We start from the raw sequence: 25459 nt of genomic DNA, 5'->3' as shown, positions 1-25459 counted from the left end.
AACCTATGAATATCGTAAGTGGTGAGCAAATAGCAAAGACGTTTCAGGTAGGCAAAGAACAGCATCCCGTTTTACTGGATGTATCAGTTGCCATCAATCAAGGGGAGTTTATTTCCATCATGGGCCCATCAGGCTGTGGTAAATCGACACTGTTGTATGCCCTTAGCGGAATGGACAGTATTGATCAAGGTCTGGTCATCTTTGATGGAATGGACTTAACGACATTAAGTGACAAAGAACTGGCTGATTTGCGTAGAACGAAAATGGGCTTTGTCTTTCAGCAGCCGACCTTTCTAAAAAGCTTAAATATCCTCGATAATATCCTGTTACCTGCGATGCGTGATGAGCGAAAAAATGTCAGGGCCTTGACAGAAAGGGCACTACAGATCATGAACAAAATGGGGATTGCAGACTTGGCAAAGCGAGATATTACACAAGTGTCTGGTGGGCAGCTTCAACGGGCAGGCATCTGCCGGGCCTTGATTAGCAACCCGCAGGTGATCTTTGGAGATGAACCCACAGGCGCATTGAATTCAACGTCTGCTCAGGAAATCATGGATTTATTAGCCTCCATCAATAGTGAAGGCACAACGGTGATGCTTGTGACCCATGATCCAAAGATTGCCGCAAGAACAGAGCGTATCCTTTTTATGTCTGATGGTGCTATCGTGAATGAATTGAGATTGCCTCGATTCACAGGCGCCGATTTAGACGATCGAATGCTCAAAGTTGTCTCTACTATGCAAAAAATAGGTATTTAGCTTGAAGAAATCCGTAATGATTTAAAAATTACGGATTTTTTTTGATAAAATGAATCGCATTCGTTATGGCGACCGTCAGTAGTGTAGAAAGTAGGTGAGGGCAATGATGGCTATTGAACAGATAATCGAGGAGCACGGTGATTACTTACTAAAGGTCGCTTATCTATATGTAAAAAATAAGGCAACGGCGGAGGACATCGTGCAGGATGTGTTCATCGCCTTTTATCAAAAGCAGGGACAGTTTCGTCAGGAAGCATCCTTACGTACATATTTAGTGAAAATGACGGTTAATCGAAGTCACGATTATTTACGAAGTTGGAAAAGTAAACGACTGACATTGTTTGAAAAGATCACGGGGCGCACAACAGCTATGACACCTGAAAAGGAGATGCTAGAGAAAACTGTAAAAAAAGAGCTGGTAGAGGCATTGTTTACATTATCAGTTGCCTATCGAGAGGTCTTGATTTTGTATTATTTTGAGGAGATGTCGACAGTGGAAATTGCACAGCTTGTACACTGTCCAGAAGCAACGATTCGCACAAGATTACAGCGAGCTCGTAAACAATTAGCAACAGCAATGGGTGACTTTGATTGGGAGGTGCTACGCCATGAATCAATTTAAAGAGGAACTATTAAAGGAGCTACAAGATGTCAAGCTCTCACAGCAGCGCAAACAAGTAATCGCGGAAAAAGCACGACGAAAAGTTCAACGTAAAGCAGATGGTCAATGGACGTATCGCATCGTGTTCGCAACCTTTACTATTTTTGTTATCGGTTTTAGCTATATCCTGACACAACAGAAGGGGCAACAGGGTTCAGGCCATCAGGCGGCTAGCCTACAGTCCGATAATTGGCATTGGTGGTCACTATTTGCTTCGGATTATGTAAGAGGAATGATTTTACTGAGCATTTTTATAGGCGCTACATTTATTGTCAAATGCTATCTATTGAAAAAGGGGTATGGTTTACCTGTTTGTATTGAATGTGGGGAGAGTTGGTCTGAGAAGGATGCACGTAAATTATATCGCAAAAATAGTGAAATTGTGTGCCCTCATTGTGGACAAAAACAATATCGCACAAAAAAATCCATGCAAATCAGTGGTGTAATGACGATGCCAGTGCCACTGCTGATTATGCTACAGCATGTTTTCCATCATTTTGTTATCGGTCTCATTTTCTTTTTAGTGGGCATGTTCTTCTACCATTATCAAATTGCGCCATATGTGTTTAAGCTACAAGAGAAAGACCCGATGAATGAACCTTTATGGTAATGATTTTGGCAAGAAATTGCTAGGCTAATCTAGCAATTTCTTTTTTTATTCTAAAATAGATTGACAATGGTTTTCATTTGCTTTATCTTTGTGTTAACTTATTTTTATTATTAGTTAACGCACAAGGGGAGGCTTTTTACATTGAAAAAAGGAAGTACATATCAATATGTGTTAGCAGCATTTGGGGCAGCAATAATCGCAGTTTTAGCACAGGTAACAATCCCACTACCACTTATCCCGATTACAGGTCAAACGTTAGCGGTTGGAATTATCGTGACGATTTTAGGGACAAGATTAGGCACGTTATCTGTTCTATTATATATTTTACTAGGGGCAGCAGGTTTACCTGTATTTAGCGGTATGTCAGGTGGACTAGGAATTTTAGTTGGTCCAACAGGTGGATATATTGTAGGCTTCCTTGCCACAGCCTTTATTATGGGCTTATACTTAGATAAATTTGGTATTACATTTACTCAAGCTATTATTGCGAATATCATTGGGATGATTGTTACATTAGCGTTTGGGACAGTGTGGTTAAAAATTGTAGCAGATTATACATGGACAGCTGCCTTTATGGGTGGTGTTGCACCATTTATCGTGGTTGGTATCGTCAAAGCGGTACTTGCAGCATGGATTGGTGTGATCGTTCGACGTCGCTTAGAAAGAGCGCACTTAATTGAAGCAATAGCATAGGACATGGGAGGAATTGTTTTGGCAACATTATGGACAGGTGGTAAGATTTACACGATGGCTCAGGTTGGTGAAACAGTGGATGCAGTCCTTGTTGAAGATGGAAAAATTGTGGCGACAGGCTCAGTGGAGAGCTTGTCGCCACTAGCTGCTTCTATCCAACATTTAGAGGGCAATATCATGTATCCAGGCTTTGTCGACAGCCATTTACATATTATTGGCTACGGAGAAAAACTCAAGCATCTTGATGTATCGGCAGTTACGAGTAAAGAGGCGTTACTTGTGAAGCTTCAGGAGCGAATGGCTGAGGCGTCAGCACATGAATGGGTCATTGCGATTGGACTAAATGAAAACCAATTTGAGGAGCCCGTTTTTCCGACCTTAGCAGAGCTAGATGCCCTTGGAGATGCTCATTTAATCATTAAACGGAGCTGTCATCATTTGATTCTAGCCAATTCCAAGGCACTCGCTTTTGCAGGAATTACAAATAGGACTCCTTCGCCAGAGGGGGGTGTCATTGACAAAGTAGATGGTCAGCTCACAGGGATCCTAAAGGATGCTGCCTTGTATTTAATTGTTAACCAGATGCCACATATTACACCTGCGTATATTGAGGATGCACTGACAAAGGCGGTGACCTCATTGCAATCCTATGGTTTAGTAGGGGGACATTCAGAGGATTTAAGCTATTATGGACCGCCAAGCCAGCCGATTCAGGCTTATCGCAAAATAGTAGAGGCACAGCAATCCTTTAAGGTGCATGTATTACAGCATCATACAGTCTTTGAAGAGGTTGCGAAGATGGATTTAGCTTCCTCACCATTTTTGGAGTTTGGTGCGATGAAAATTTTTATTGATGGAGCCTTTGGAGGTCGTACGGCTGCACTACGTCAGCCTTACTGCGATGATTCGGACAATGCAGGGATGCTTATTCATACAACTGAGCAATTAACAAGCTATGTTCAGCTGGCGCGTCAATATGGACAAACCGTTGCCGTGCATGCCATTGGGGATTTAGCAATCGACACGATTTTAGACGTTTTTGCGGCATATCCTCCTCAGGAAGGTCAGCTTGATCGCGTAATTCACTGTAGCTTAGTCGATGAGGAACTATTAGCCAAGCTAGCTGCATTACCAGTGGCAGTGGATATGCAGCCGCAGTTTGTACAGGGAGAATACCAAGCAGAGCTATCGAGACTTGGAGAGGAGCGCGCACAGGGCTTACATCCTTTAAAATCGCTTCTTGACAGAGGGCTGATTGTCGCAGGCGGCAGTGATGCGCCAATTGAAGTGCCAAACCCGTTGCATGGTATTTATGCGGCTGTCACTAGAAGAAATTTTGGGGAAACACATGATGGCTATAACCCTCATGAGAAAATTTCCCGATTTGAGGCAGTCCGTTTGTATACAGTAGGAGCGGCTGAAATCATTGGACAGCAATTGATGCGTGGCAAAATTGCAGAAGGCTTTGCTGCAGACTTTACGATTTTACAAGAAGACGTTTTTACGGTAGAGATGGAGCAGCTTCCATACATTCAAGTCGCATGTACGGTTGTGAATGGTCAGATAGTATATGAAAATCGCTGAGAAGGTTATCCTTCCCAGCGATTTTTTTATGGGACTATTGTTTGTCAGTTAATTGTTTTACTTGTTGTTCTAGGGTCGACACACGTTTTGATAAGTCCTCTACTTGCTGTTGCATGGTTGGTGGAGGAGACACAGGGGCAGTGGATTTCATTTTTTTGATCATATGGATCATTACGAAAAAGATCGCTAGAAACATACATAAAAGAACGGTTGTACTAATGATATCACCAAGGTTGAATTTCATGTTTGCGCTCCTTTCTGTAGCGGGTATCTAGTTATATACAGGGTGGCCTGCTAAAAAGTTTCAAAAAAATGGTGAATGTCACGATTAATACAAAAATTGACGCCTACTTTGGTGTAGAGGAGTGCTATTTTATTGGCTTCGAGGAATGGGTCATAGCAGTCAAAACATACGTTAGTAGTGAGCGATTTTAACAGCATGATAGGGGTGAGTATGTGCACAAGGCAGGACAAGTAATGCGACAGGCTGTCCATAATATTTATGTTTATCGATTCGATTATGTACAGGTTTTTGCATTAATTAGAATCTTTCAGTTTTTATTAATGATCCCTGTAACCTCTATCGTTTTGAAGCTCATGCTACGAGTAACAGGGTTTACACATATTACTGAGCAAAATTGGCAAAGCTTTGTGACGCATCCCTTTGTGATGATAATGATTTGTCTATTAATTTTGCTGTTTTTATTATTTGTATATTATGAGATGGGCTTTCTATTTCTCATGGCCTTTCATCAGCAACGAGGACTTCGTTACCGATTTCTTCCTTTATGGCAACAATTAAATCGCAAGGTTGTCTATTTTTTTAGTGTGCAAGTTCTATTTCTCATCGTCTATTTAGCACTATTAATGCCACTAGCTTCCTTTATGCTACCCCTTACATTGACTCAATCCATCTCCCTACCACATTTTCTAACTGAAGAAATCATGAGTAGTCAAGCGGGTAGGCTAGCATATGCTGCGGTGGCAAGCATCATCGTGATGATAGGTATTCGAAGCATCTTAACGTTACCTATCTTTACAATCCAGCCGAACATCTCTATTTTGCGTTCTTTTAAGCAAAGCTGGCGATTTTCCAAGCGTGGTTTATTTGAACTAGTCGTGCTACTAGCTATGCTTTTAACAGGTCATCTGTTGATGATGCTTGGTATCACAGTGGTCGCTACGTTTCCCCTCTATTTAATTGAACGTTTAATGCCAAGTGCAGCCTTGGTTACGGCTGGGCTGACACTAGCCTTTTTAGAAATGGTCTTTGTGGTGCTATTTAGTTTATTACAGGCGATGTTTTCACAAGTTATGGTCGCCATCACGTATAATACGCTAGTTATAGGAAAAGTGAGCGGAACTACACATCGGAAGCGGCACTATAAGCCATTACTATTGATCAGTGGCATTGTGTTTCTCGTATTAAGTATGATGAATATCAATTCATTAGAGAAAAGTGTCTATGCGCCAGATACCAAAATTATTGCCCACCGCGGCTATGTAGCAGGCAATGTAGAAAATACAATTAGTGGATTGGTGAGTGCAGCCAATGCGGGGGCAGATTTAATTGAAATCGACATTCAACAAACGGTGGATGGGGAATTCGTCGTCTTCCATGATCGAACATTACGAAGGTTAGCAGGTAAAAATGGTGTTATTGCGAATATGACCCTGAGCGAACTAAAAACGTTAACCATTCATCAAAATGGCTTTAGCGATAAAATTGCTTCATTAGATGATTGTATTGAAATTGCCAAAGCGTTAGATGTGGCGCTTCTAATCGAATTAAAGGTGCATGGTCAAGAAACAGAAGATGTTTTACCTAAATTAGTAGAGAAGCTACGAAAATACAAGGTGCTAGATTCCTATTATGTGCAATCCGCTGATGGACAGAAAATGACGCAATTAAAAAAATTGGTGCCGAATTTGCGAGTCGGTATTGTCTATGCACTCAATATTGGACCGATGGAGGAAAATGTTGATTTTATCGCATTGGAGGAATCCTGGGTAACGGAGCAGCTTATCGAAGAATTGAAGCAACATCCGACCGATTTATTTGTTTGGACACTCAATGACGACCGCTCCCTGCAAACTTTTATCGAAAAAAATGTCAGCGGCGTCATCACTGACCACCCCGACGTCGCCCGTGAGCTAAGAACCCAGCAAAGCGAAAACCAGTATTTCTTACAGCGCATCCTGAATCGTCTGAGATTTATCTTTTGATCGGGGGAGAATAAAATTGCGAAGAAGCGAATATCCGCGAAAGCAAAGCACCGCCATCTAGTAAATCGAATATTCAAGAGAAGTCGCTCGCAAATCGCTATCGCTCAAAATGAGGAAGCAAAGCTCTAGCCATAAAAATGGAGACAGTTTGTAACCTTTTTCGTGTGAACACGACTACTTTATTGAATTCGGGAAAATGAAGGAGATGCTTTTTGTATGAAAATGACGAAAGTCGTACCATTTGCTATGTCAGCATTATTATTAGGGGGCGCGATTGGAGCTCCAACTGCATCAGCGAACGAAGGAGAGGCTACTGTGATTAACGCAGAAACTTCGGAGCAACAAGTGCAGTCTATTTTTATTAAAGTGACAGGTACAGTTGAAAACGTAGAAGTACGTGAAAATGCCACATACTATACAGTGGTTGATGGTGACAATACAAATATTGTGATTGCCAATAAAGACTCATTAGTTTTTGACAATATGGGAAAAGAAGCCAAGCTTCAAAAAGGAGATAAGGTGTCAGCTTACTCATATGCCAAGAAGCCGATGCTTGCGATTTATCCACCACAATACAACCCAGAAGTAATCATTGTAGAAACAGAAGAAATGGGTAGCGTGGAAGTGGATTTCTTCAATAAAGATTTAGTGGATACTGAAAATAACCTCAAGTTAAATGTTGGGGAAGACACGAAGCTAGCAAGTGCTACTGGCAAAGCTGTGAAAGTGGACGATTTAAAAGAGCAACATTTAGTGGTGTTCTACACAATCGCAACGATGAGCATCCCTGCTCAAACACCGCCATCAAAAGTGATAGTATTAGATACAATTGAGAAGGAAGAGCCTGTTGAAGTGGATCCAGTTCCAACACCAGAACCAGCTCCAGTTGATTCAGCGGTTCAAGAAATTATCAATAAAGACTTTTACGAAGTAGATGGGACAAAAATGGTGCCGCTACGCTTAATCGCTGAAAAGCTAGGCTTTAAAGTAGAAGTAACGCCAAAAGGTGCCATTGTTTCAAAAGGAGCCCTTTCGTATACAATTACGCGAGGTCAAAAAGAATATGGTTATAATAAAGCGCTTCGCCAATTTAAAGTAGCCCCTGCTTTATTAGAATCTGGCAAAACATACGTACCTGTTGAATTTGTAGAGGAATTAACAAAATAATCTCGTCATCTCCCTTTATGGTTTCTACCATGAAGGGGGATTTTTTATGGGAAAAAATAGTTGTAGAAAAATATTTTAAAAAAGGTTTTAGAGAGCAGTTGGAGACAACTGAAATTGGTTTTTTGTGGAGTTTTCATTTTACGCTTAAGAGAAATAAGTGGCTTTAGAGAGAAAAAATCATACAGAAAATAAGATTCAGAGTATTGACAATTGTTAAACTATTATTTAAAATTCAAAACAAATCCACATAAATACAGAAATAAAGTGTTGGATTTGTGGATTTTGTTGGATTTAACTTTGTGTTTGGAGTGATGATGTATGTCTCTTTCGTTTGAGGAACGTAAAAAAGTGATTTTAGATATTTTAGATTTAGAAGGAAAAGTGAAGGTAAGTGATGCAGAGCAGCTATTAAATGTATCAGGCGAGACTATACGTAGAGATATGGATCGATTGGAGAAGGAAGGGCTTCTACACAAAGTCTATGGGGGGGCTGTGAAGGCAAAGGAAAAGTATGAGAGGACCTTTGAACAGAAAACGTCACTTAACAATATAGAGAAGAGAAGGATTTGTAAGGCTGCTGCAAGTATTGTGGAAGACGGTGATGTTATTTTTATCGGTCATGGTACAACAGCCTATGAAATCGTTCGTTATTTAGGTGATAAGCCCAACGTCATTGTCGTCACAAATTCACTCCCAGTTCTATCATTAGCCGCAGAATGCTTTCAAGGGAAGGTGCTCTTTGCGGGAGGAGAATATGAACATCGACAAAAATTTATGGGAGGTCCATTAGCTGATTTATTTTTTAATCAACTAAAGGCAAATAAAGCCTTTGTTGCTGCAGGCGGAATTTCGTTAGCAGATGGTATTACCGACTATGATATTACGGGCGCAGCGATTTCAAAGAAATTAATAGAGCGGGCAGAAAATACGATTATTTTAGCAGACCATACGAAATTTGGTGTCTCTACATTTGCGCATATTTGTCATTTAGAGGACGTTTCGATGGTGATTACAGATCAAAAGAGCTCCACACAATGGCAGGAACGATTACAGCAGAAAAAAGTGGAATTATTCATTGCAGGTGAAATGTTGGATGACGTCAATGTATAGGAAGGTGGAAACTATGGACTATTTTGCAAATAAACAGGCAACCTTACAAAAATCAATTGACTGGTGGAATCCAGGAAAAACGAAACAGTGGCAAATCGATGGTGTCGATGTCGTTATCGGGAAACGAGAGGGCTATTATTTCTACGATGTGGATGGCAAAAAATTAATGAATGCGCATCTCAATGGCGGAACATATAACCTTGGCCATCGTAATCCAGAAGTCATTGCTGCATTAGTGGAAGGAACCAATTATTTTGACATTGGTAATCATCATTTTCCATCTACTGCACGTGCACAGTTAGCTGAAAAATTAGCAGCCTGCACACCAGAAGGCTTAACATATTCTATTTTCTCTAGTGGTGGAAGTGAAGCAATTGATGTGGCTCTAAAGTGTGCGCGTTATGCTACAAAACGTAAAAAAACGATTTCCATTAAAAATGGATATCATGGACACACAGGTCTTGCGGTTTCGCTTGGCAATGAACGCTATTCAAAACCATTTTTAAGTGAGGGCAGTCCCCATGAATTTGTGCACGTACCATTCAATGATCTTGCGGCAATGGAACGAGAGCTTGCTAGAGGGGATGTAGCTAGCGTAATTATCGAGACTATTCCTGCGACATATGGTTTCCCCTTGCCCACAGCTAATTACTTGGCTGATGTCAAATCACTTTGTGAACGATACGGGGCATTATATATTGCAGATGAGGTGCAAACGGGCTTAATGAGAACAGGTAAGCTGTGGGGAATTGAGCATTATGGGGTGAAACCGGATATTCTGGTGACAGCAAAGGGTCTAAGTGGCGGTATCTATCCAATTGCAGCTACAGTGGTCAATGAACGAGCAGGCGGCTGGATGGAAGAAGATGGACTAGCTCATATTTCTACATTTGGTGGAGCAGAACTAGGTTGTGTAGTGGCGATGAAAGTATTAGAAATCTCCCAACGTCCTGAAGTAGTAAAGAATGTAGAATATGTTGCTCGTTATCTACGAAGTGGTTTAGAGCGTATTCAACAACAATATCCTGATTTCTTTGTGGGCATTCGTCAGCTTGGCGTTGTTATGGGCCTAGAGTTTAATCATCCTGAAGGGGCTAAATATGTGATGAGCTCCTTGTACAAACATGGTGTATGGGCCATTTATTCAATGCTGGATACACGTGTGTTGCAATTTAAGCCAGGGCTATTATGTGATAAAGCATACTGTGATGAATTGCTTGAAAAATGTGAGGCGGGCATTAAAGAAGCAGCGCAGCTTGTAAAATTTGCACGCTATTAAAGGAAAGAAAGCTTGTCAATTTAGTAAACAGGGGGTTTTCTAGATGGGTCAAATGGATTTCATAGATTTAGAATTGGTCCTTTCCAACTTTCATCAAGCAGCAAATGATGCATTAAAGGAGTTTAGTTGTTTACTAGAAGCATCTTGTAAAATGATTGATTATTCCGAAAATGCGACGTATCTCGTAGAAGATGGGCAGGGCAAAAAATATATTCTGAGGATCAGCCGACCAAATTACCATAAAAAAGAGGAGATCGAAGCGGAGATTGCCTGGTTAAACTCGCTCCATGAGCAATCTCCTATTGATGTATCACTACCGATGCGAGCAGATGACGGTGACTACGTACATGCTCATTCGTATAATGACACGATCTATTATAGCACATTATTTACATTTTTGGAGGGCAATGCTCCTGATGAGAATAATGAAGATGACTTAATTCAGCAATTTGAAACATTAGGCGAAATTACAGCCATGTTCCATAAACACACAATCGAGCAGCATGATTATTACCAAGCCTTTCAGCGCATGACATGGGACTATGACACGATTCTAGGTCAATCTCCAAAATGGGCGAGATGGCAGGATGGACTAGGAATGACCCCTGCACGAATCGCTTTATATGAGGAAGCATCACATATCATTCAAAAGAAGCTTGAGGCATTTGGGAAAGAGAAAACACGATTTGGTCTTATCCATGCGGATTTACGCTTAGCTAATTTACTCATCTATGGAGACGAAATTAAAGTGATTGATTTTGATGATTGTGGTTTTGGGTGGTTTTTATATGATTTAGCCACATCGGTGAGCTTTATTGAGCACATGCCGTATCTTGATGAGTTGATCGCTTCATGGCTTAAGGGCTACAGCAAAATTCGATTATTAACAGACGAAGAAAAAGAAATGATTCCAACTTTTATATTAATGAGAAGACTACAGCTTATTTCGTGGATTGGAAGTCGTGATAATGAGACAACGCGCTTACTTGGTGAAAATTACACGCTTCAGAGTGATGATTTAGTGAAAGCTTATGTAGAAAAGTATCAAGACTGTACCAACTAAATAACGATAAAAGGTGGCGAATAACATGTCTTCGAAAAAGGATGAAATCATCGTATTAAAGAAAGCCCTTACACCCATCCATTTATGGACAATTGGCGTCGGCATTGTGATTTCTGGTAACTACTTTGGCTGGAATTTTGGTTTAAGTCAATCTGGTTTTTTAGGAATGCTCATTGCCACATTATTTATGGCGATTATGTATTTAACGATGACCTTAGGTATTTCTGAATTATCGACGATGTTACCTTATGCAGGAGGACCTTACTCCTTTGCTCGACGGGCGATGGGGCGTTATATCGGTTTTATTACAGGAGTTGGTGTCGTGCTGCAATATGTCATTGCCGCACCAATTATCGCGATTGGTATTGGGGGCTATATCAGCTTTTTGTTTCCAGCCGTACCGACAGTGGTGGCAGCTGCCTTTATGTATGCTCTGTTCATGGGGGTTCATATTATTGGCATTAAAGAATATGCCACGATCGAAATGGTGCTTGTTTTTATCGCTTTAGGCTTACTAGTCTTAATGTATTTCGTTGGTTTACCGCAAATTAATGTGGGCCATTTATTCCCTGAGAATGGCGATCTTATACCAGGTGGATTTAAAGGAATCTGGTCAGCATTGCCCTATGCGATGTGGCTATTCCTAGCAATCGAGATGTTGCCTATGTTATCGGAGGAGACGAGAGATGTGCAGAAGGACATGCCGAAGGGGTTAATTTCAGGTATGGTGACTTTGCTGATTTTATCCATTTTGACAACAACTGTTGCCATTGGGCTAGCTGGTATCGATGTCATGACGGTTGCTGAAGATCCATTGCCAGCAGCGATTGCCGCTGTTTTTGGAAATACGTATTGGTTGGCGCAGATTTTAGCATCTGTTGGCTTAGTAGGACTAATTGCAAGCTTTTCAGGTGTGATTTTGGCTTACTCTCGTCAGGTCTATGCTTTATCACGTGCAGGCTATTTGCCAAGCATGTTATCGAAGATGCATAAAAAGCGTCAGACACCATATATGGCCATTATTTTGCCAGGCTTTATCGGGTTAGTGTTAGTCATTTTATTTAATCCAGATGATTTAATTTTAATTTCTACATTTGGGGCATTAGTATCGTATATTACGATGAATTTATCGGTGTTGATTTTGCGTAAAAAAGAACCTCATTTAGTACGTACCTTTAAGACACCGCTGTATCCATTTACGCCTATTGTCTCACTTGTGCTAGCCGTCATTGCTATCTTTGCGAGCTTCTTTGCGAATTTGACTTTTTTCATCGTTTGTTTGGCTGTTTTTGCTGTGGCAACGATCTATTATTGGGTGTGGGCAAGACACCATATTAACGAGGATGCACCAGAGGAACGCTTTGCGAAGGACGCTACAGTGCAGGTAGAGGTGCAAGCACCAGTATCGCCAATAGAGGCTATACGAGAATAAATAAAGGGATGGGTTTTTCTATGACAAAAGTGGAATGGGTCATTTTTGATAAGGATGGAACAATCATAGAAATGGATTCTTTATGGATTGCCTGGGCCAAAAATTTATATGCTAATTTAACTGAAAATTCAGACTTAGAGATCTATTTTTCCTTACAAACTTTTTTAAGAAACATAGGGGTTAATGACAATGGAACAACGATTGACCCAACGAGTCCTCTAGCTATTGGAAGTATACAAGAAGCTGAGACGATCGTAGCGTTCTTACTCTATCAGCAGGGAATCCCATGGAGCAGAGGGGTAACACTTGCGAGAGCAGCTTCCAACTTAGCCACATCGCAGCAGGAAAATAGCAAGGTACAGGCATTACCAGGTATTCGTAATCTCTTAATAACCTTAAAAAATAAAGGGATGAAATTAGGGGTGATTACAGCTGATCAAACGGCACGAGCCAAATCACATTTACAACAGCTAGAGTTATTAGCTTTGTTTGATTTCGTTCTAGGAAGTGACCAAGCTACATCCAGTAAGCCCTTCCCAGACTTAGCATATGTGGCAAAGGAACAATTTCAAGTATCGCTTGAGAAAGCCGTGATGATTGGCGATTCGAATGCAGATATGCTCTTTGCTAAAAATGCTGGCATGTGCTTTTCAATTGGCATCATTCCTAGTGCCACATACCCAAAGGATTATTTACCTGATGCAACCGCAATTATTGAAGCGTATGACGAATCTGTTCTCACCATGCTAATCGAAAAGGAGTGAGCATATGGACAATCAGCTAATTGCCAAGATTACTGAATTGGTATTGGAAAAACTAACGCAAGGCTCTCAGCCTGAACAAGCTTCTAAAACGTTATCAAATGAGGAATTACAGGAATGGCAATCATTTCGATTAATAAAAGAAAACCAACATCAGACGCAGCAAACAACTGCCCCTGCATATGTAGCATTATCTACGCATGAATTACAGCATTGGCAAAGTCTGCACCAGCAATCATCAGGCACTGTCTCTGTAGCTAATTCGAGCGACTTAATTGCCCTAAAAAAATTTACATGACGGGAGGTTCGTCATATGGTGAGAGACCAAGATTTGGTTTCGATACAAGAGGCAAGAGACGGAATAGCAGCCGCTTCGATTGCGCAAAAAATGTATGCCAGCTTTACGCAAGAGCAGGTCGATCGAATTGTAGAGACCATTGCCCAAGCTGCTTATAAACAGGCAGAAAATCTTGCTGTATTAGCTGTTACGGAAACAAAGATGGGCATTATTGAACATAAAAAAATAAAAAATGAGTTGGCTTCTCAAGGTGTCTATGAAGCCATTCGGCATGAAAAGACAATCGGCATTATACATGAGGATAGGGTAGCAAGGCAGGTGGAAATTGCTTATCCATTCGGTGTTATTGCGGCAATTACACCTGTCACGAACCCGACTGCTACAGCCATTTTTAAAACGCTAATTGCCTTAAAGTCGCAAAATGCCATTGTCTTTAGTCCTCATCCAACAGCAGTCAACTGCACCATCGAGGCATTGAAAATTTGTCAGCAGGCAGCCGTTCGTGCAGGGGCGCCAGAGGGACTTATTCAATGGATTAGCCATCCAACAATAAAAGGAACAGAGGAACTTATGCATCATCGTGATGTACAGCTAATTTTAGCAACTGGTGGAGCAGGGCTTGTCAAAGCTGCCTATAGCTCAGGGAAACCAGCCTATGGTGTTGGCCCTGGGAATGTTCCTGTCTATATTGATCGCACAGCAAATGTGAACGAGGCAATGAAGCAAATTATCGATAGTAAATCATTTGATAATAGTACGATCTGTGCCACAGAACAAGCTATTGTCGTACATCAGGAGGTCAAAGCACAGGTGATGGCTGCTTTAGCAGAAAATGGGGCCATCCTTCTAAGTGGGCAGGACAAGGAAAAATTAGCAAAGGTGATTTCACCAGTAGCTCGTACATTAAATAGCCAAATTGTCGGGAAGCCAGCAACCGTAATAGCCCAAATGGCTAATATTGATGTCCCTCGACATACACGCGTATTAGTCGCGGAGGAACATCAGATTGGGAAGGAGTATCCATTTTCCATGGAGAAGCTTTCTCCCATCCTAGGTCTTTATACGGCTCGTTCGCAGGAAGAAGCCGTAAAGATTTGCCGTCGCTTGCTTGACGTTGGAGGGAGAGGACATAGCCTGGCTATTCATGCACAGGACGAACATTTTGTTAAGCAGTTTGCCGCTCAAATGCCCGTGTCCAGAATAGTAGTCAATACTTTAGCATCTGTTGGGGCTGCAGGCGGTACGACAAGTTTAACGCCTTCCTTTACATTGGGCTGTGGGGCCTATGGGGGAAATATTACGAGTGATAATATTTCTGCACATCATTTATTAAATAAAAAAAGAGTGGCCTATGGTGTGAAGGCACTAACGATTCCACCCCCAAAGCATCCACAAAATATACAGGCTCCAGCGATGCAAGCAATTGAAGGGGTGTCTATTGACAGGTTGTCCATTGAAAAGATTGTAGAGGAAGTACTCACAAAGCTAAGTAATTAGAGGAGGAAAAGGAAATGAGCGTAGAGATAAATGGAGCTTTAGGCATGATTGAAACAAGAGGCTTAATCGGATCAATTGAGGCGGCAGATGCCATGGTAAAGGCAGCAAACGTCAATATTGTAGGGAAAGTACATGTTGGTGGCGGCATTGTGACGGTGCTGGTGACAGGTGATGTCGGGGCAGTCAAGGCAGCGACGGATGCAGGCTCTGAGGCCGCACGTCGGGTAGGTGAGCTATTATCGGTACATGTTATTCCACGCCCTCATTCAGAATTATACGCAATTTTACCTAAGTGAAAAGTGAGGGATTGTGATGACAAACAATCAAATACATGCCACTGAAGTTACAAATCAAAGTATCCCGATTGCGATTTCTGCCCGTCATTGTCATGTTAATGAGGAGGATTTCTATTATTTATTTGGTAGAGACGCAGCTTTACAGAAATGGAAGGAACTTTCCCAGCCAGGTCAATTTGCTTCACAGCATGTTCTAACGATTAAGGGACCCAAAGGCCAAATTGACAAGGTTCGGGTTTTAGGCCCATTTCGCACTGCAACCCAAGTCGAAATCAGTCAAACGGATGCCATCAAGCTTGGTGTAACACCACCGATTCGTATGTCAGGCGACTTAGAAAAATCTGAATCAATCACATTGATTGGACCTCATGGAACTCTCCATAAAACACAAGGATTGATTATTGCACAAGCACATATTCATATGGCTGTATCCAATGCTGCTGCCTTCAATGTCCAAGATAAGGAAATCGTGACGGTTGAAATCTGTGGGGATGGACGTCAGCTCCGATTAATGAATGTGGTTGTGCGTGTCTCCTCAGCATTCGTCCTTGAGATGCATGTAGATACAGATGAAGCGAATGCCGCCGCTCTTCAACAGCATACAATTGGCAAGCTTATCAAAATGGAGTGACAGGTATGGATATAAAAGAATTACAGAGAATCATCGAAGAAGTAGTCATATCGATGATGGATAAAAAGCATAAAAGACTTTTGCTTGTCCATTCTCATACGACCATTTCTAAGAAACAGGTGGACTTATTACAAAGCTATTGCCATGTTGAGGAGTGGCAGGCAAATGAAACCACAAGTCCCACTCAGCTATTCTACGATGCTATTGTTTTTCTCGAAGTGGATCAAGCATTTATCGTCAGCAGTGCCCAAGGCTTGCCTACTACACCGGCAGCCTTGTACCTGTCTGAGTTGCTGGTTAGCAATCAAACAGCAATTTTAATTCCAAATGAAAAATTATCTGCTGTTGTCACAGCAAAGGAACCGAATCCTTACATGAAAATGTTGCTGCATCATATAGAGCGCTTAAAGGAGTTTGGCTGTGACATTCAGTTATTTGCACAGCTTATTCGATTTTTAAAGCAGCAAGAGGAACCGGCTCGTTCGACTATAGTGGCAAACTATTTGACAGCAGAGATGCTTCAATCGTACAAGGGGCAACGGCTGACACTACCTGCCCACACAAAACTTACAGCACTAGCACAAGAAATGATTCAGGAAAAAGGGATGACGATACAAAGATATTAGCAGGAGTGTTGTTACATGAAATCGATTGGTATTGTGGAGACAAGAGGACTTGCGATTTCAATACGAATCGCAGATGCTATGCTTAAAGCAGCGGATATTCGAATACTTCGACAAGAAACCATCGATTTGGCTCTAGTAACCATTGCCATTGAAGGGGACACAGCGGCCATTCAGGAAGCGATAGCCATTGGTACACAACTAGCTAAAGCAGCCAACCAATGGATTGCCTCTTCAACTATTTTAAGGCCAGATATCGCGGTGAATGGATTAGTAACAGAAATTGCGAAAAAGCCAAGTACTTAAAATGAATAAAAGGAAAGGTGGAGGAACGAGTTGAAGGTCGATTTAACGGGGAAGGTTGTCATAGTTACTGGTGGTAGTAAAGGAATTGGGAAGGGGATTGCTACCGTATTTGCTGAACAGGGTGCTCATGTGGTGATTGCAGCAAGAGGTATGGAAGCTGCCACAGATGTAGCAAATCAATTACAAGCGCAAGGATTCTCCGCTTCTGCTGCCACTGTTGATGTTGAAAACTATGAATCTGTTGAAAGCATGGCTACGGAGGTTGCTAGCTCTTTTGGTTCCATCGATATTTTATGTGCCAATGCTGGTATTTTTCCCTCGATGAAACTAGAGGACATGACGACGGACCATTGGGATCAGGTATTAAATGTCAATGCCAGAGGAACGATGTTTGCTGTCAAGGCTTGCGTGCCCCATTTAAAGAAAGCGAATGCTGGCAGGGTCATTATTACCTCGTCGATAACGGGTCCGGTGACTGGCTATGCTGGATGGACACATTATGCCGCAAGTAAGGCAGCTCAATTAGGGTTTATGCGGACTGCGGCTCTTGAATTAGCACCTTATAATATTACGGTCAATGCCGTGTTGCCAGGAAATATTGCAACAGAAGGCTTAGATGGGCTTGGTGAAACCTATCTACAGAAGATGGCGAAGGCGATTCCCTTTGGCAGTCTTGGTCGTGTGGAGGATATAGCGTATGCTGCATTGTTCCTTAGTAGTAAGGAGGCAGGCTTTATTACGGGTCAATCGATCATTATTGATGGTGGCCAAACATTACCTGAAGATGCAGAGGCATTTTAAGAGAAGGAGGGATACATGATGAATTTAGGCGCATTAGGAATGATTGAAACTAAGGGCTTAGTGGGCTCTATTGAAGCGGCCGATGCAATGGTCAAGGCTGCCAATGTGAATATTGTTGGTAAAGTTCATGTGGGTGGCGGTATTGTCACGGTGCTTGTTCGTGGGGATGTAGGGGCTGTGAAAGCCGCAACAGATGCAGGAGCAGCAGCTGCACAACGTGTTGGAGAGCTATTATCGGTACATGTGATTCCGCGACCACATGCAGAATTGGAAGCGATTTTGAAAGTGCAATAATGAGTGAGGTGGCTATATGAATGAACAAGCAATAATAAAAATTGTTAATGATGTCATAGCCGAATTACAACCTAAAAAAGAAGCAGCTCCTACACCTAATGAAATTCCTATAGGTATCTCAGCAAGGCATATTCATTTACAACAAGAGCATGTCGAGCAGCTATTTGGCAAGGGTGCTACGCTGAGTGTGAAAAAAATGCTAGCTCAACCCGGTCAGTTTGCAGCACATGAAACGCTACAGGTGGTGGGCCAAAAAGGAAGCATCCCAAATGTACGTGTATTAGGTCCAGCTCGCACCTTCACACAAATTGAAATTAGTCATACTGATGCCATTGCCCTAGGAATTCAACCACCTTTGCGTGAATCGGGAGAAATTGCTGGCTCAGCTAGCTGTATCCTGGTAGGACCTAGGGGAAGTTTGATTTTAGAAGAAGGGGTCATTATAGCACAAGCACATATTCATATGGCACCTGCTGATGCACAGCAGTTAGGGGTTCAGAACGGTCAATACGTCTCCGTTAAGGTGCAAGGGCGACGTCCCATTACCTTTGAGCAAGTGAAAATTCGTGTGGCTGATCACTATCATTTAGAAATGCATATTGATACAGATGAAGCAAACGCAGGCTTCATCCAACAGGGTGAAACGGGTACAATTATAACAGGCAAGATGGCAGGAGAGCCTTACAATAACTTCGTCAGTCCTCCAATTGAAATTAACCACAAGATTATAACGGCAAATGATGTAAGCCGTTATCAAGGTGAGACAGTGATAGTCCCCAAAGAGGCAAGGTTGACGGCACTGGCGAAGGAGGCCGTGGAAAAATTAGAAATTGAACTTCAGTTTCACGAAAAAGGATGAGGATGCATGCGGATAGGAACAGTGGTCGGAAATATCTGGGCAACACGTAAAGAGGAAGGGCTACAGGGATTGAAATTACTCATTATCCAGCCAATAAAGCTGGATGGTCAACTGAGTGATGAACAAATTGTTGCGGCAGATCGTATAGGTGCAGGTGTGGGAGATAACGTCATTTTAACAATGGGCAGTGCTGCTGTACGAAGTTTTTCTACGTCCAGTATTTGTCCAATTGATGCCATTGTTGTTGGCATTATAGATGGCACAGATGAATCGTGAGGTGAGCACAGTGACAGAAGCGATAGGAATGATCGAAACGTATGGCTTGATTGGCTCCATTGAAGCTGCGGACGCCATGCTAAAGGCAGCCAATGTCCAATTAGTGAAACAGGAGCTAGTAGACGGTGGTATCGTAACCATTATTGTCGAGGGAGATGTTGGTGCAGTACAGGCTGCGGTTGATGCTGGTAAAGCGGCAGCAACGCGAACGAGCAAGCTACTAAGCGCACATGTAATTCCACGAGCAGCCAATGAAGTATTCACAGCGATTATTGATGAAACACAGCCGATAAAAGCGACGGAGGCAGCAGCCAAAAAAACAAGCACTCGCCAGAAGCCTCAACAAACAAAACTTGTAGAGGATGAGCAGGCAGATAAGTAGTCGATGAATCTATGTTGTTAGGAGGGGGAGGCAGATGAGCTTTAGGCGACCCAAAATCGCCATCATTGGCGCTGGACATACAGGTGCAACCGTAGCGTTAATGGTCGCACAGAAACAGATCGGGGATATTGTGCTTATCGATTTACCAGACTTCGAAAATGCAGCGAAAGGGAAGGCATTAGATATTCTCCAAGCTGGACCAATAGAAAGATTTAACGTACAGGTGACGGCTACTTCAAAGTATCAGGAAATAGCTCATGCTGATATTGTGGTTATCACGGCAGGTATTGCAAGAAAGCCTGGCATGACACGGCAGGATTTAATTCATACAAATGCGGCAATCATCCGCACGGTAAGCGAACAAATCAAACGTTATGCGCCAACTAGCTATATTATCGTCTTAAGTAACCCTGTCGATGCCATGACCTATGTTTGTCTGGAAACAACGGGTTTTCCCAAAAATCGTGTCATGGGACAATCAGGTGTTTTAGATACAGCGCGCTTTAATACCTTTATCGCACAGGCTCTTCAGCTTGCTGTCGAGGATATATCGAGCTTCGTCTTGGGTGGACATGGCGATGAAATGGTGCCACTCGTTCGCTATACGTATGTCGGAGGAATACCATTAGAAAAATTAATGCCACAAGCACAGATTGAGCAATTAGTGGAGCGAACGCGAAAAGGTGGAGGCGAAATTGTCGCCCTACTTGGCAATGGCAGTGCTTACTATGCCCCAGCTGCCGCCATTGTCCAAATGATTGAAGCGATTGTGAAGGATCAACGGAGAGTAATGCCCATCATTACGTATTTACAGGGCGAATATCAAGTAGACAATGCCTGCATCGGTGTCCCAGTTGTTTTAGGGGGAGCTGGTATTGAAAGTGTAATTGAATTGCATTTAAACGAAGTGGAACAGCAAGCATTTAATCATTCGCTTCACCAAGTTTATCAAACATTAGCCTATATCAAATGATGCAAGCGCATGACACCATCTAATAGTGGCATGTATTAGATGGTACTGTACATAGTTGAGGCACCTTACGATGTTGTAAAGGTGCTTTTTGTTGTGCAAAATTTTCTTTTAATGGAAGATCGTTTTCTGTACAATTAAAAAAGTTACTACTGATGCACAAAGGAGGATACGATGAAACAAGCACTCATCATTATCGATATACAGGAGGCTTTCTTTCTAGATGGCCAGCAAAATCTTTGGAACAGTGAAGCTATTATCAAAAATATTAATGCCTCCATTACATGGGCACGGCGCAACGAAGTACCCGTTATTTTTATTCAGCATACAGACGCAGATGATGTGGATTTTGCATTAGGTCAACCAGGCTGGGAACTGTATCATGGATTACTTAGACAGGCGGAGGATCAAGTGATTCAAAAAACAACGTGGGACGCTTTCTATCAAACGGAGCTTGCAGCTTATTTACAAGCGCATCACATCGACCAATTGATTTTCGCGGGTGCTCAAACAGAGTTTTGTCTTGATACAACAATCCGTAGTGCTTTTAGTCATGGCTACCATCATAATATTTTAATAGAAGATGCACATAGCACCTTAGATAGTAATGTACTGGCAGCACCACAAATTATTCAACATCACGAATCCATTTGGCATAATCGTTTTGTGCGGATTCAGTCAATTGGAGGATTCCAACATGCTGATTGATCAGAAAGAGCTCCAGATAAAAGAGCTATCCTATACAATTCGCTGTGCCCGACGCGAAGATGCCCAAGCCTTATCAGATTTACGCTTGCAATTAGACGGTGAAACGGAAAACTTCGATCGTGAACAGGGCGAGGCATTGATTGATCGAGCAGGCTTTGAGCAGCTTATTCAACAGGATAGCGAAAGCTCAAAAAATTTATGTTTAGTAGCGGTTGTCGGTGATCGGATCGTTGGGTTCTCAAGATGTGAGGGCTCTCCACTCAAAAGGCTTGCCCATAAAGTAACCTTTGGTGTTGGAGTCAGTAAAGAGTTTTGGGGCTATGGCATAGGAAAAGCCTTGCTGCAAGAATCCATTGATTGGGCAGATGCCAATGGTATTCGCAAAATAGCACTAGAAGTGTTAGAAACCAATGAGAAAGCGATACAGCTCTATAAAAAAATGGGCTTTTTAGTGGAAGGCATTCTGAAAAATGATAAATGCCTTGCAGATGGCAGGTTCTATCACACGATCATTATGGGAAGATGGCAGGAATAGCATCGGAGAAGGAATTTAAAACAGCATGACAAATTTTATGTATATCTTTTGTTTGATTGTCTGGGGTCTTAATTTTATTGCAGTCAAAATTCAAGGAACGCCAGTCAGTTTAGAATTATCTTTAACCTATCGTTTAGTCATGACAGCCCTTTTGTTTCTCATCCTTGCTTGGTTCTTGAAGCCACAGGGTAAACCACAACAGGGCGACGTACCTTTTATCATCGTTTTTGGCGTTTGTAATTTTGCATTCAGCTATTTTGCGCTGTATTATGCGACGATATGGAGCTCGGCTGCTATTGTCACATTAATTTTTTCATTAAAAGTCATACTAACACCCATCGCCCTACGGATATTTCTCAAGGAGCCATTGCATCGTCGTGTTTTAATTGGCGGTATTTTAGGCGTCATCGGCGTGGGGGTGCTGATTTATCCATCTTTACATAATATGGAGTTAAAAGGAGTGTTAATTGCCTTCGTAGGGACTGTCCTAACAGCCATTGGGGATGCAAGCTCTGCCCGAAATGCTAAGCATCAAATCAACCCGATTTATGCGAATGCCATTGGTTTTGCAGTGGGTAGTACAGTCATGTGTACCATTGTTTGGCTACAGGGACAAACAGTCGTAATACCCAAATCCTTTACCTACTTATCAGCTCTCTTGTATTTAACGCTTATTGCATCCTTTTTCGCATGGTTATTTTACTTAAAACTAGTCGAACGAATTGGAGGGGCAAAAAGTGGCTATATGGTTGCATTATTCCCTGTGATTGGTGGTATTGCGTCTGTTGTCATCGGCGAATCAACACTCAGTATTTATTTAATCTTAGGCTGTCTATTTAGCTGCATTGGAGCTGCGATTGCCTTAGGCTTTAAAATTAAGCCTATTTTACGATGAACGAAAACCCCTTTCCCTTCATAAACTAGAGAAGAACGCTTGAAAAGGGTGAGGGACAAAATGTCATTCGTTCCATTGAATGCAATGGGTATCAGGAGAGAAAAAGATGAGGATCACTGGGACATTGATCGCTGGGAAAATGATGGTGGCAGAAGCCTAGAGGCGTAAGGGAGACAGAAATTTGTCTCCCTTTAAATATTTTTGAAACCTTTTGATCAATTGCTCGTATGATAAGTAGACAAGTTTTCATTGTCAGCTATAAAAAAGGGAGAAATGATTTTTTTGAACCATTGAACAAAACGATTACTATTCATTATTTACGTGATTGTCATTGCGGATGCGTATTACACAACGCTCTATATTGAACCAAAAACACCGCCGCAACACCAAACCATCAAAGCAACAGCCATCACGGTAGACCAACTACGGTAGCAAGCCTCACAAAAGGAAGCGGACAACCCGTCGTTTGAAGCCTTTTTGCTTCAAGCAATTTCTTCAAAGCGTGGTCCAGGAATTGGTGATGCAAGAAATATTCGTAGAAGCACGAACTCCAAAGCGTGTCTATTTACATTATCAACAGCTACGTTGCTGACACCCTGTACATTTACAGGGTTTTTTTAATAGGAGGAGCAAAATATGAGTATGACAACCTATATAGGCTTCAATTTTCCAGTTGAAATACAGGATGACTATACAGAAAATGAAGTTGACATAAATTATTTTTTCTCGGTAAAAGAGAATCGCCAAATTGTACAGGCAAAGCATTTTACAACACCCTATGTATATGAAATCGAAACAAAGGGAGAGCCCATTTGGCAAATGCATAACGAAAATAAAGTGTATTCCCCCCATAACTATGAAAAAGCCAAAAGAACTTTTCAGCATGTATGTGACTTTCTAAAAAAATTCCTTCCCAAAGGAGATTATTGCGAAATCTACATTTGCTGGATAGGAGAAGAAGGAGAGGAACATGAGAAAAAACTGGCACTTCTGTTAGACCAACTGTCAGTAGATGAGGTAGAAATAGTTGAGAAATGTTTGCTGATGTTGAGAAATTAAAATCTTCATAAAGTAAAAGATTGAAGCAATAAGCCTCAATCTTTTTTCTGTTTGCTAGGAAGCTGATAGCCCTCTAAGTCTGGAATAAATTCTTGTGGGTCAATAGATACATTCACTTCAAGCCTTTCTGGATGAACATAGCTTGTCAGCTCACCATTTTGGTCATATGTTTCACTTTTAACGAGAATCCCAGTATCTTTATCCACCCAAAAACGAAACGCTTCTGTCGTGCCTTTTAAATTTTCACTATTTGTCACCGTTTCATCCATTTTCCCAGCTAATACGATTGTATTATGACCTAACAACGCTTCATTTTGTTTTTCAATCTCCCAATGCTCCATATTTCTTAAATAACTAGCAGCTTTCTCATAAGCGAATAACGACATACTTGAACTTCCAAATGAAGGTCTTTCTCTCAATTTATTATATGAAATAGGCGGATATTTCAAGTCAATACTAAAAGCTTGCTCAGGAGTAACTACGTCTCGTTTTGATTTCTGTTTCGTTTCACTAACTGTATAAACTTTTTGTCCATAAAGTGCTGTATATTTTAACCAGCTCTTTCTGTTGTTATAAAAGTACTCCTGTGTATCGTTCTTGATTCCCGTCGTGTTATCATCTAAAGCGATTATTTTTTCATAGCCTCCAACTTCTTTTTTGGTACTTACTTTATAAGTAACACCCAATGTTCTAGTGGAACCGTCTTGAGAAATTTTATGTTCTTCAAATTTTCCAGCTGCTGAGTGAAAATAATCAATCGAATTTAATAATTTACTCACGACATCCTCTTTCGTCATATCCCCGTAAAATTCTTCTTGGATCGGGGGATGATAAAGAGTAGTTTCCATTATAGGTTCTTGTGAACGGTCTCCCTTATCAACTGGTTGTACTGTCAGCTCCGTGACCATAAAATAGCTAGCTCCTATAAGAAAAAAACCAATGACTGCTATAGGTAACAAATGATTGAAAATGGATTGGAATTGGGGCTGTTTCTTGTAATCTTTTCGAAGCCTCTGCCTTACTTTTTCTTTATGTTTCTCATTAAAATGAATGTCCTGGAATGCCGTGTCATCCAATGCCTTGCCTATATTTTTAAACATATCATTCATTTATCTTGCACCCTTCCATTGATTTTTTGAGCATAAGTCGAGCCCTATGAAGTCGAGACTTAATGGTTTGTAAACGCAAATCTAACAAATCAGCTATTTGGTTATAGGACAGCTCTTCATAATAATAGAAAATAATGAGTTCTCGGTATCTTATTGGTAGAGCAAGGATTTTTTCAGAAAGTAATCGTTTATCCTCCTGTCCGACTAATTCCAACTCAGGGGATTGACTAGTACTCTTAATTTTTGAGAAAAATTCTGTCAGAACAATATTTCTATAAGACCAGCTTTTTAATTTATCTTTACATAGATTGACAGTAATTCGATATAACCATGTTTTATAGGAAGATTCATTCCTGAAATTATCTAAATGCTCATAGCACTTTATAAACACTTCTTGCGCAATATCTTCCGAAAGCTGCTTGTGCTTCATATACGTAAAGGCAAGACGTGCTATGTCATCTCCGTATGCCTTCATCAACCATTCAAGCCTCTCCTCCTTACTGCATTCACCGCTAACTTCTATTGATGTTCTCACATGTTCAAGCATCTTCCACACCCTTTCAATTATTAGAC

General features: G+C 41.4%; 31 protein-coding genes. 28 read left to right on the top strand and 3 right to left on the bottom strand.

Translation table 11 applies throughout. The features are described 5' to 3' along the window. Positions 1–5: 5 nt before the first annotated feature. The 5 genes from ACMGGO_RS13640 (at position 6) to ACMGGO_RS13620 (ending at position 4309) form a co-directional block, all read left to right on the top strand. Entirely contained in the window at positions 6–761 is a 756-nt protein-coding gene (locus tag ACMGGO_RS13640; protein ID WP_374805981.1) for an ABC transporter ATP-binding protein, read from the top strand. 103 nt (positions 762–864) lie between these two features. Further along, a complete protein-coding gene (locus tag ACMGGO_RS13635; RefSeq protein ID WP_004229035.1) occupies positions 865–1383 on the top strand; it encodes a sigma-70 family RNA polymerase sigma factor in 519 nt (172 codons plus the stop codon). Further along, positions 1370–2032: a TIGR04104 family putative zinc finger protein gene (locus ACMGGO_RS13630; RefSeq protein ID WP_374805980.1), complete on the top strand. Its 663-nt coding sequence runs from the start codon at positions 1370–1372 to the stop codon at positions 2030–2032. The genes ACMGGO_RS13635 and ACMGGO_RS13630 overlap by 14 nt, the downstream gene beginning before the upstream one ends. Positions 2033–2173: 141 nt before the next feature. Beyond that, positions 2174–2725 (top strand): biotin transporter BioY, encoded by a 552-nt coding sequence (locus tag ACMGGO_RS13625; protein WP_259419080.1) that lies wholly within the window; start codon positions 2174–2176, stop codon positions 2723–2725. Positions 2726–2743: 18 nt separating this feature from the next. Beyond that, positions 2744–4309 (top strand): amidohydrolase, encoded by a 1566-nt coding sequence (locus tag ACMGGO_RS13620; RefSeq protein WP_319840221.1) that lies wholly within the window; start codon positions 2744–2746, stop codon positions 4307–4309. Between the two features lie 34 nt (positions 4310–4343). Here the strand turns inward: ACMGGO_RS13620 and ACMGGO_RS13615 are convergent, their stop codons facing one another. Continuing rightward, positions 4344–4553 (bottom strand): hypothetical protein, encoded by a 210-nt coding sequence (locus tag ACMGGO_RS13615; protein ID WP_048390417.1) that lies wholly within the window; start codon positions 4551–4553, stop codon positions 4344–4346. A gap of 212 nt (positions 4554–4765) precedes the next feature. On the opposite strand from ACMGGO_RS13615, the gene ACMGGO_RS13610 reads away from it, so the two are divergent. The 23 genes from ACMGGO_RS13610 (at position 4766) to ACMGGO_RS13500 (ending at position 23777) form a co-directional block, all read left to right on the top strand. Then, entirely contained in the window at positions 4766–6535 is a 1770-nt protein-coding gene (locus ACMGGO_RS13610) for a glycerophosphodiester phosphodiesterase (protein ID WP_259419078.1), read from the top strand. Positions 6536–6751: 216 nt separating this feature from the next. After that, entirely contained in the window at positions 6752–7702 is a 951-nt protein-coding gene (locus ACMGGO_RS13605; protein WP_305193788.1) for a stalk domain-containing protein, read from the top strand. Positions 7703–8020: 318 nt separating this feature from the next. Further along, on the top strand, positions 8021–8812 hold the full coding sequence (locus ACMGGO_RS13600; protein ID WP_004229022.1) for a DeoR/GlpR family DNA-binding transcription regulator: 792 nt from the start codon (positions 8021–8023) through the stop codon (positions 8810–8812). 13 nt (positions 8813–8825) lie between these two features. Further along, a complete protein-coding gene (locus ACMGGO_RS13595; RefSeq protein ID WP_004229019.1) occupies positions 8826–10091 on the top strand; it encodes an aspartate aminotransferase family protein in 1266 nt (421 codons plus the stop codon). A 43-nt stretch (positions 10092–10134) separates the two neighbouring features. Then, positions 10135–11154 (top strand): phosphotransferase enzyme family protein, encoded by a 1020-nt coding sequence (locus ACMGGO_RS13590; RefSeq protein WP_269898676.1) that lies wholly within the window; start codon positions 10135–10137, stop codon positions 11152–11154. Positions 11155–11179: 25 nt separating this feature from the next. After that, positions 11180–12586: an ethanolamine permease gene (gene eat / locus ACMGGO_RS13585; protein WP_048390427.1), complete on the top strand. Its 1407-nt coding sequence runs from the start codon at positions 11180–11182 to the stop codon at positions 12584–12586. Between the two features lie 20 nt (positions 12587–12606). Further along, positions 12607–13350 (top strand): HAD-IA family hydrolase, encoded by a 744-nt coding sequence (locus ACMGGO_RS13580; protein WP_004229012.1) that lies wholly within the window; start codon positions 12607–12609, stop codon positions 13348–13350. A 4-nt stretch (positions 13351–13354) separates the two neighbouring features. After that, positions 13355–13645, top strand: a complete 291-nt coding sequence (locus ACMGGO_RS13575) for a hypothetical protein (protein ID WP_004229009.1) — start codon at positions 13355–13357, stop codon at positions 13643–13645. Positions 13646–13660: 15 nt separating this feature from the next. Continuing rightward, positions 13661–15142, top strand: coding sequence for an aldehyde dehydrogenase family protein (locus ACMGGO_RS13570; protein ID WP_374805979.1), 1482 nt, complete (start codon positions 13661–13663; stop codon positions 15140–15142). A 14-nt stretch (positions 15143–15156) separates the two neighbouring features. Next, complete coding sequence (locus ACMGGO_RS13565) at positions 15157–15438, top strand: BMC domain-containing protein (RefSeq protein WP_004229005.1); 282 nt, start codon at positions 15157–15159, stop codon at positions 15436–15438. 16 nt (positions 15439–15454) lie between these two features. Beyond that, a complete protein-coding gene (pduL, locus tag ACMGGO_RS13560; protein WP_259419072.1) occupies positions 15455–16069 on the top strand; it encodes a phosphate propanoyltransferase in 615 nt (204 codons plus the stop codon). A gap of 5 nt (positions 16070–16074) precedes the next feature. Beyond that, positions 16075–16695, top strand: coding sequence for a hypothetical protein (locus ACMGGO_RS13555; protein WP_259948902.1), 621 nt, complete (start codon positions 16075–16077; stop codon positions 16693–16695). A 15-nt stretch (positions 16696–16710) separates the two neighbouring features. Continuing rightward, on the top strand, positions 16711–16998 hold the full coding sequence (locus tag ACMGGO_RS13550) for a BMC domain-containing protein (protein WP_112117869.1): 288 nt from the start codon (positions 16711–16713) through the stop codon (positions 16996–16998). A gap of 30 nt (positions 16999–17028) precedes the next feature. Continuing rightward, on the top strand, positions 17029–17799 hold the full coding sequence (gene fabG / locus ACMGGO_RS13545; protein ID WP_259948904.1) for a 3-oxoacyl-ACP reductase FabG: 771 nt from the start codon (positions 17029–17031) through the stop codon (positions 17797–17799). 18 nt (positions 17800–17817) lie between these two features. Continuing rightward, complete coding sequence (locus ACMGGO_RS13540; protein WP_326141473.1) at positions 17818–18093, top strand: BMC domain-containing protein; 276 nt, start codon at positions 17818–17820, stop codon at positions 18091–18093. A 16-nt stretch (positions 18094–18109) separates the two neighbouring features. Beyond that, positions 18110–18952, top strand: a complete 843-nt coding sequence (pduL, locus tag ACMGGO_RS13535; protein WP_374805978.1) for a phosphate propanoyltransferase — start codon at positions 18110–18112, stop codon at positions 18950–18952. Positions 18953–18958: 6 nt separating this feature from the next. Next, positions 18959–19228: a EutN/CcmL family microcompartment protein gene (locus tag ACMGGO_RS13530; RefSeq protein ID WP_016995124.1), complete on the top strand. Its 270-nt coding sequence runs from the start codon at positions 18959–18961 to the stop codon at positions 19226–19228. Beyond that, a complete protein-coding gene (locus tag ACMGGO_RS13525) occupies positions 19218–19610 on the top strand; it encodes a BMC domain-containing protein (RefSeq protein ID WP_112117870.1) in 393 nt (130 codons plus the stop codon). The genes ACMGGO_RS13530 and ACMGGO_RS13525 overlap by 11 nt, the downstream gene beginning before the upstream one ends. Before the next feature lie 34 nt (positions 19611–19644). Continuing rightward, a complete protein-coding gene (gene mdh / locus ACMGGO_RS13520; RefSeq protein ID WP_374805977.1) occupies positions 19645–20583 on the top strand; it encodes a malate dehydrogenase in 939 nt (312 codons plus the stop codon). 171 nt (positions 20584–20754) lie between these two features. Next, on the top strand, positions 20755–21288 hold the full coding sequence (locus ACMGGO_RS13515) for a cysteine hydrolase family protein (RefSeq protein WP_103117891.1): 534 nt from the start codon (positions 20755–20757) through the stop codon (positions 21286–21288). Continuing rightward, positions 21278–21823, top strand: coding sequence for a GNAT family N-acetyltransferase (locus ACMGGO_RS13510; protein WP_066037479.1), 546 nt, complete (start codon positions 21278–21280; stop codon positions 21821–21823). The genes ACMGGO_RS13515 and ACMGGO_RS13510 overlap by 11 nt, the downstream gene beginning before the upstream one ends. A gap of 25 nt (positions 21824–21848) precedes the next feature. Then, on the top strand, positions 21849–22718 hold the full coding sequence (locus ACMGGO_RS13505) for a DMT family transporter (RefSeq protein ID WP_374805976.1): 870 nt from the start codon (positions 21849–21851) through the stop codon (positions 22716–22718). Between the two features lie 636 nt (positions 22719–23354). Beyond that, entirely contained in the window at positions 23355–23777 is a 423-nt protein-coding gene (locus ACMGGO_RS13500; protein ID WP_374805975.1) for a hypothetical protein, read from the top strand. Between the two features lie 35 nt (positions 23778–23812). Here ACMGGO_RS13500 and ACMGGO_RS13495 read toward each other — a convergent pair whose 3' ends face one another. Together ACMGGO_RS13495 and ACMGGO_RS13490 are read right to left on the bottom strand one after the other, a co-directional pair. Next, entirely contained in the window at positions 23813–24886 is a 1074-nt protein-coding gene (locus tag ACMGGO_RS13495; protein WP_054550935.1) for a hypothetical protein, read from the bottom strand. Continuing rightward, complete coding sequence (locus ACMGGO_RS13490) at positions 24879–25433, bottom strand: sigma-70 family RNA polymerase sigma factor (protein ID WP_054550936.1); 555 nt, start codon at positions 25431–25433, stop codon at positions 24879–24881. The genes ACMGGO_RS13495 and ACMGGO_RS13490 overlap by 8 nt, the downstream gene beginning before the upstream one ends. Between the last annotated feature and the right edge of the window lie 26 nt (positions 25434–25459).

It is taken from the genome of Lysinibacillus sp. BNK-21, from assembly GCF_048684915.1.
Lineage (GTDB): Bacteria > Bacillota > Bacilli > Bacillales_A > Planococcaceae > Lysinibacillus > Lysinibacillus capsici.
Note: the sequence above shows the minus strand (reverse complement) of the source record. Positions and strands in the feature narration are given on the sequence as shown.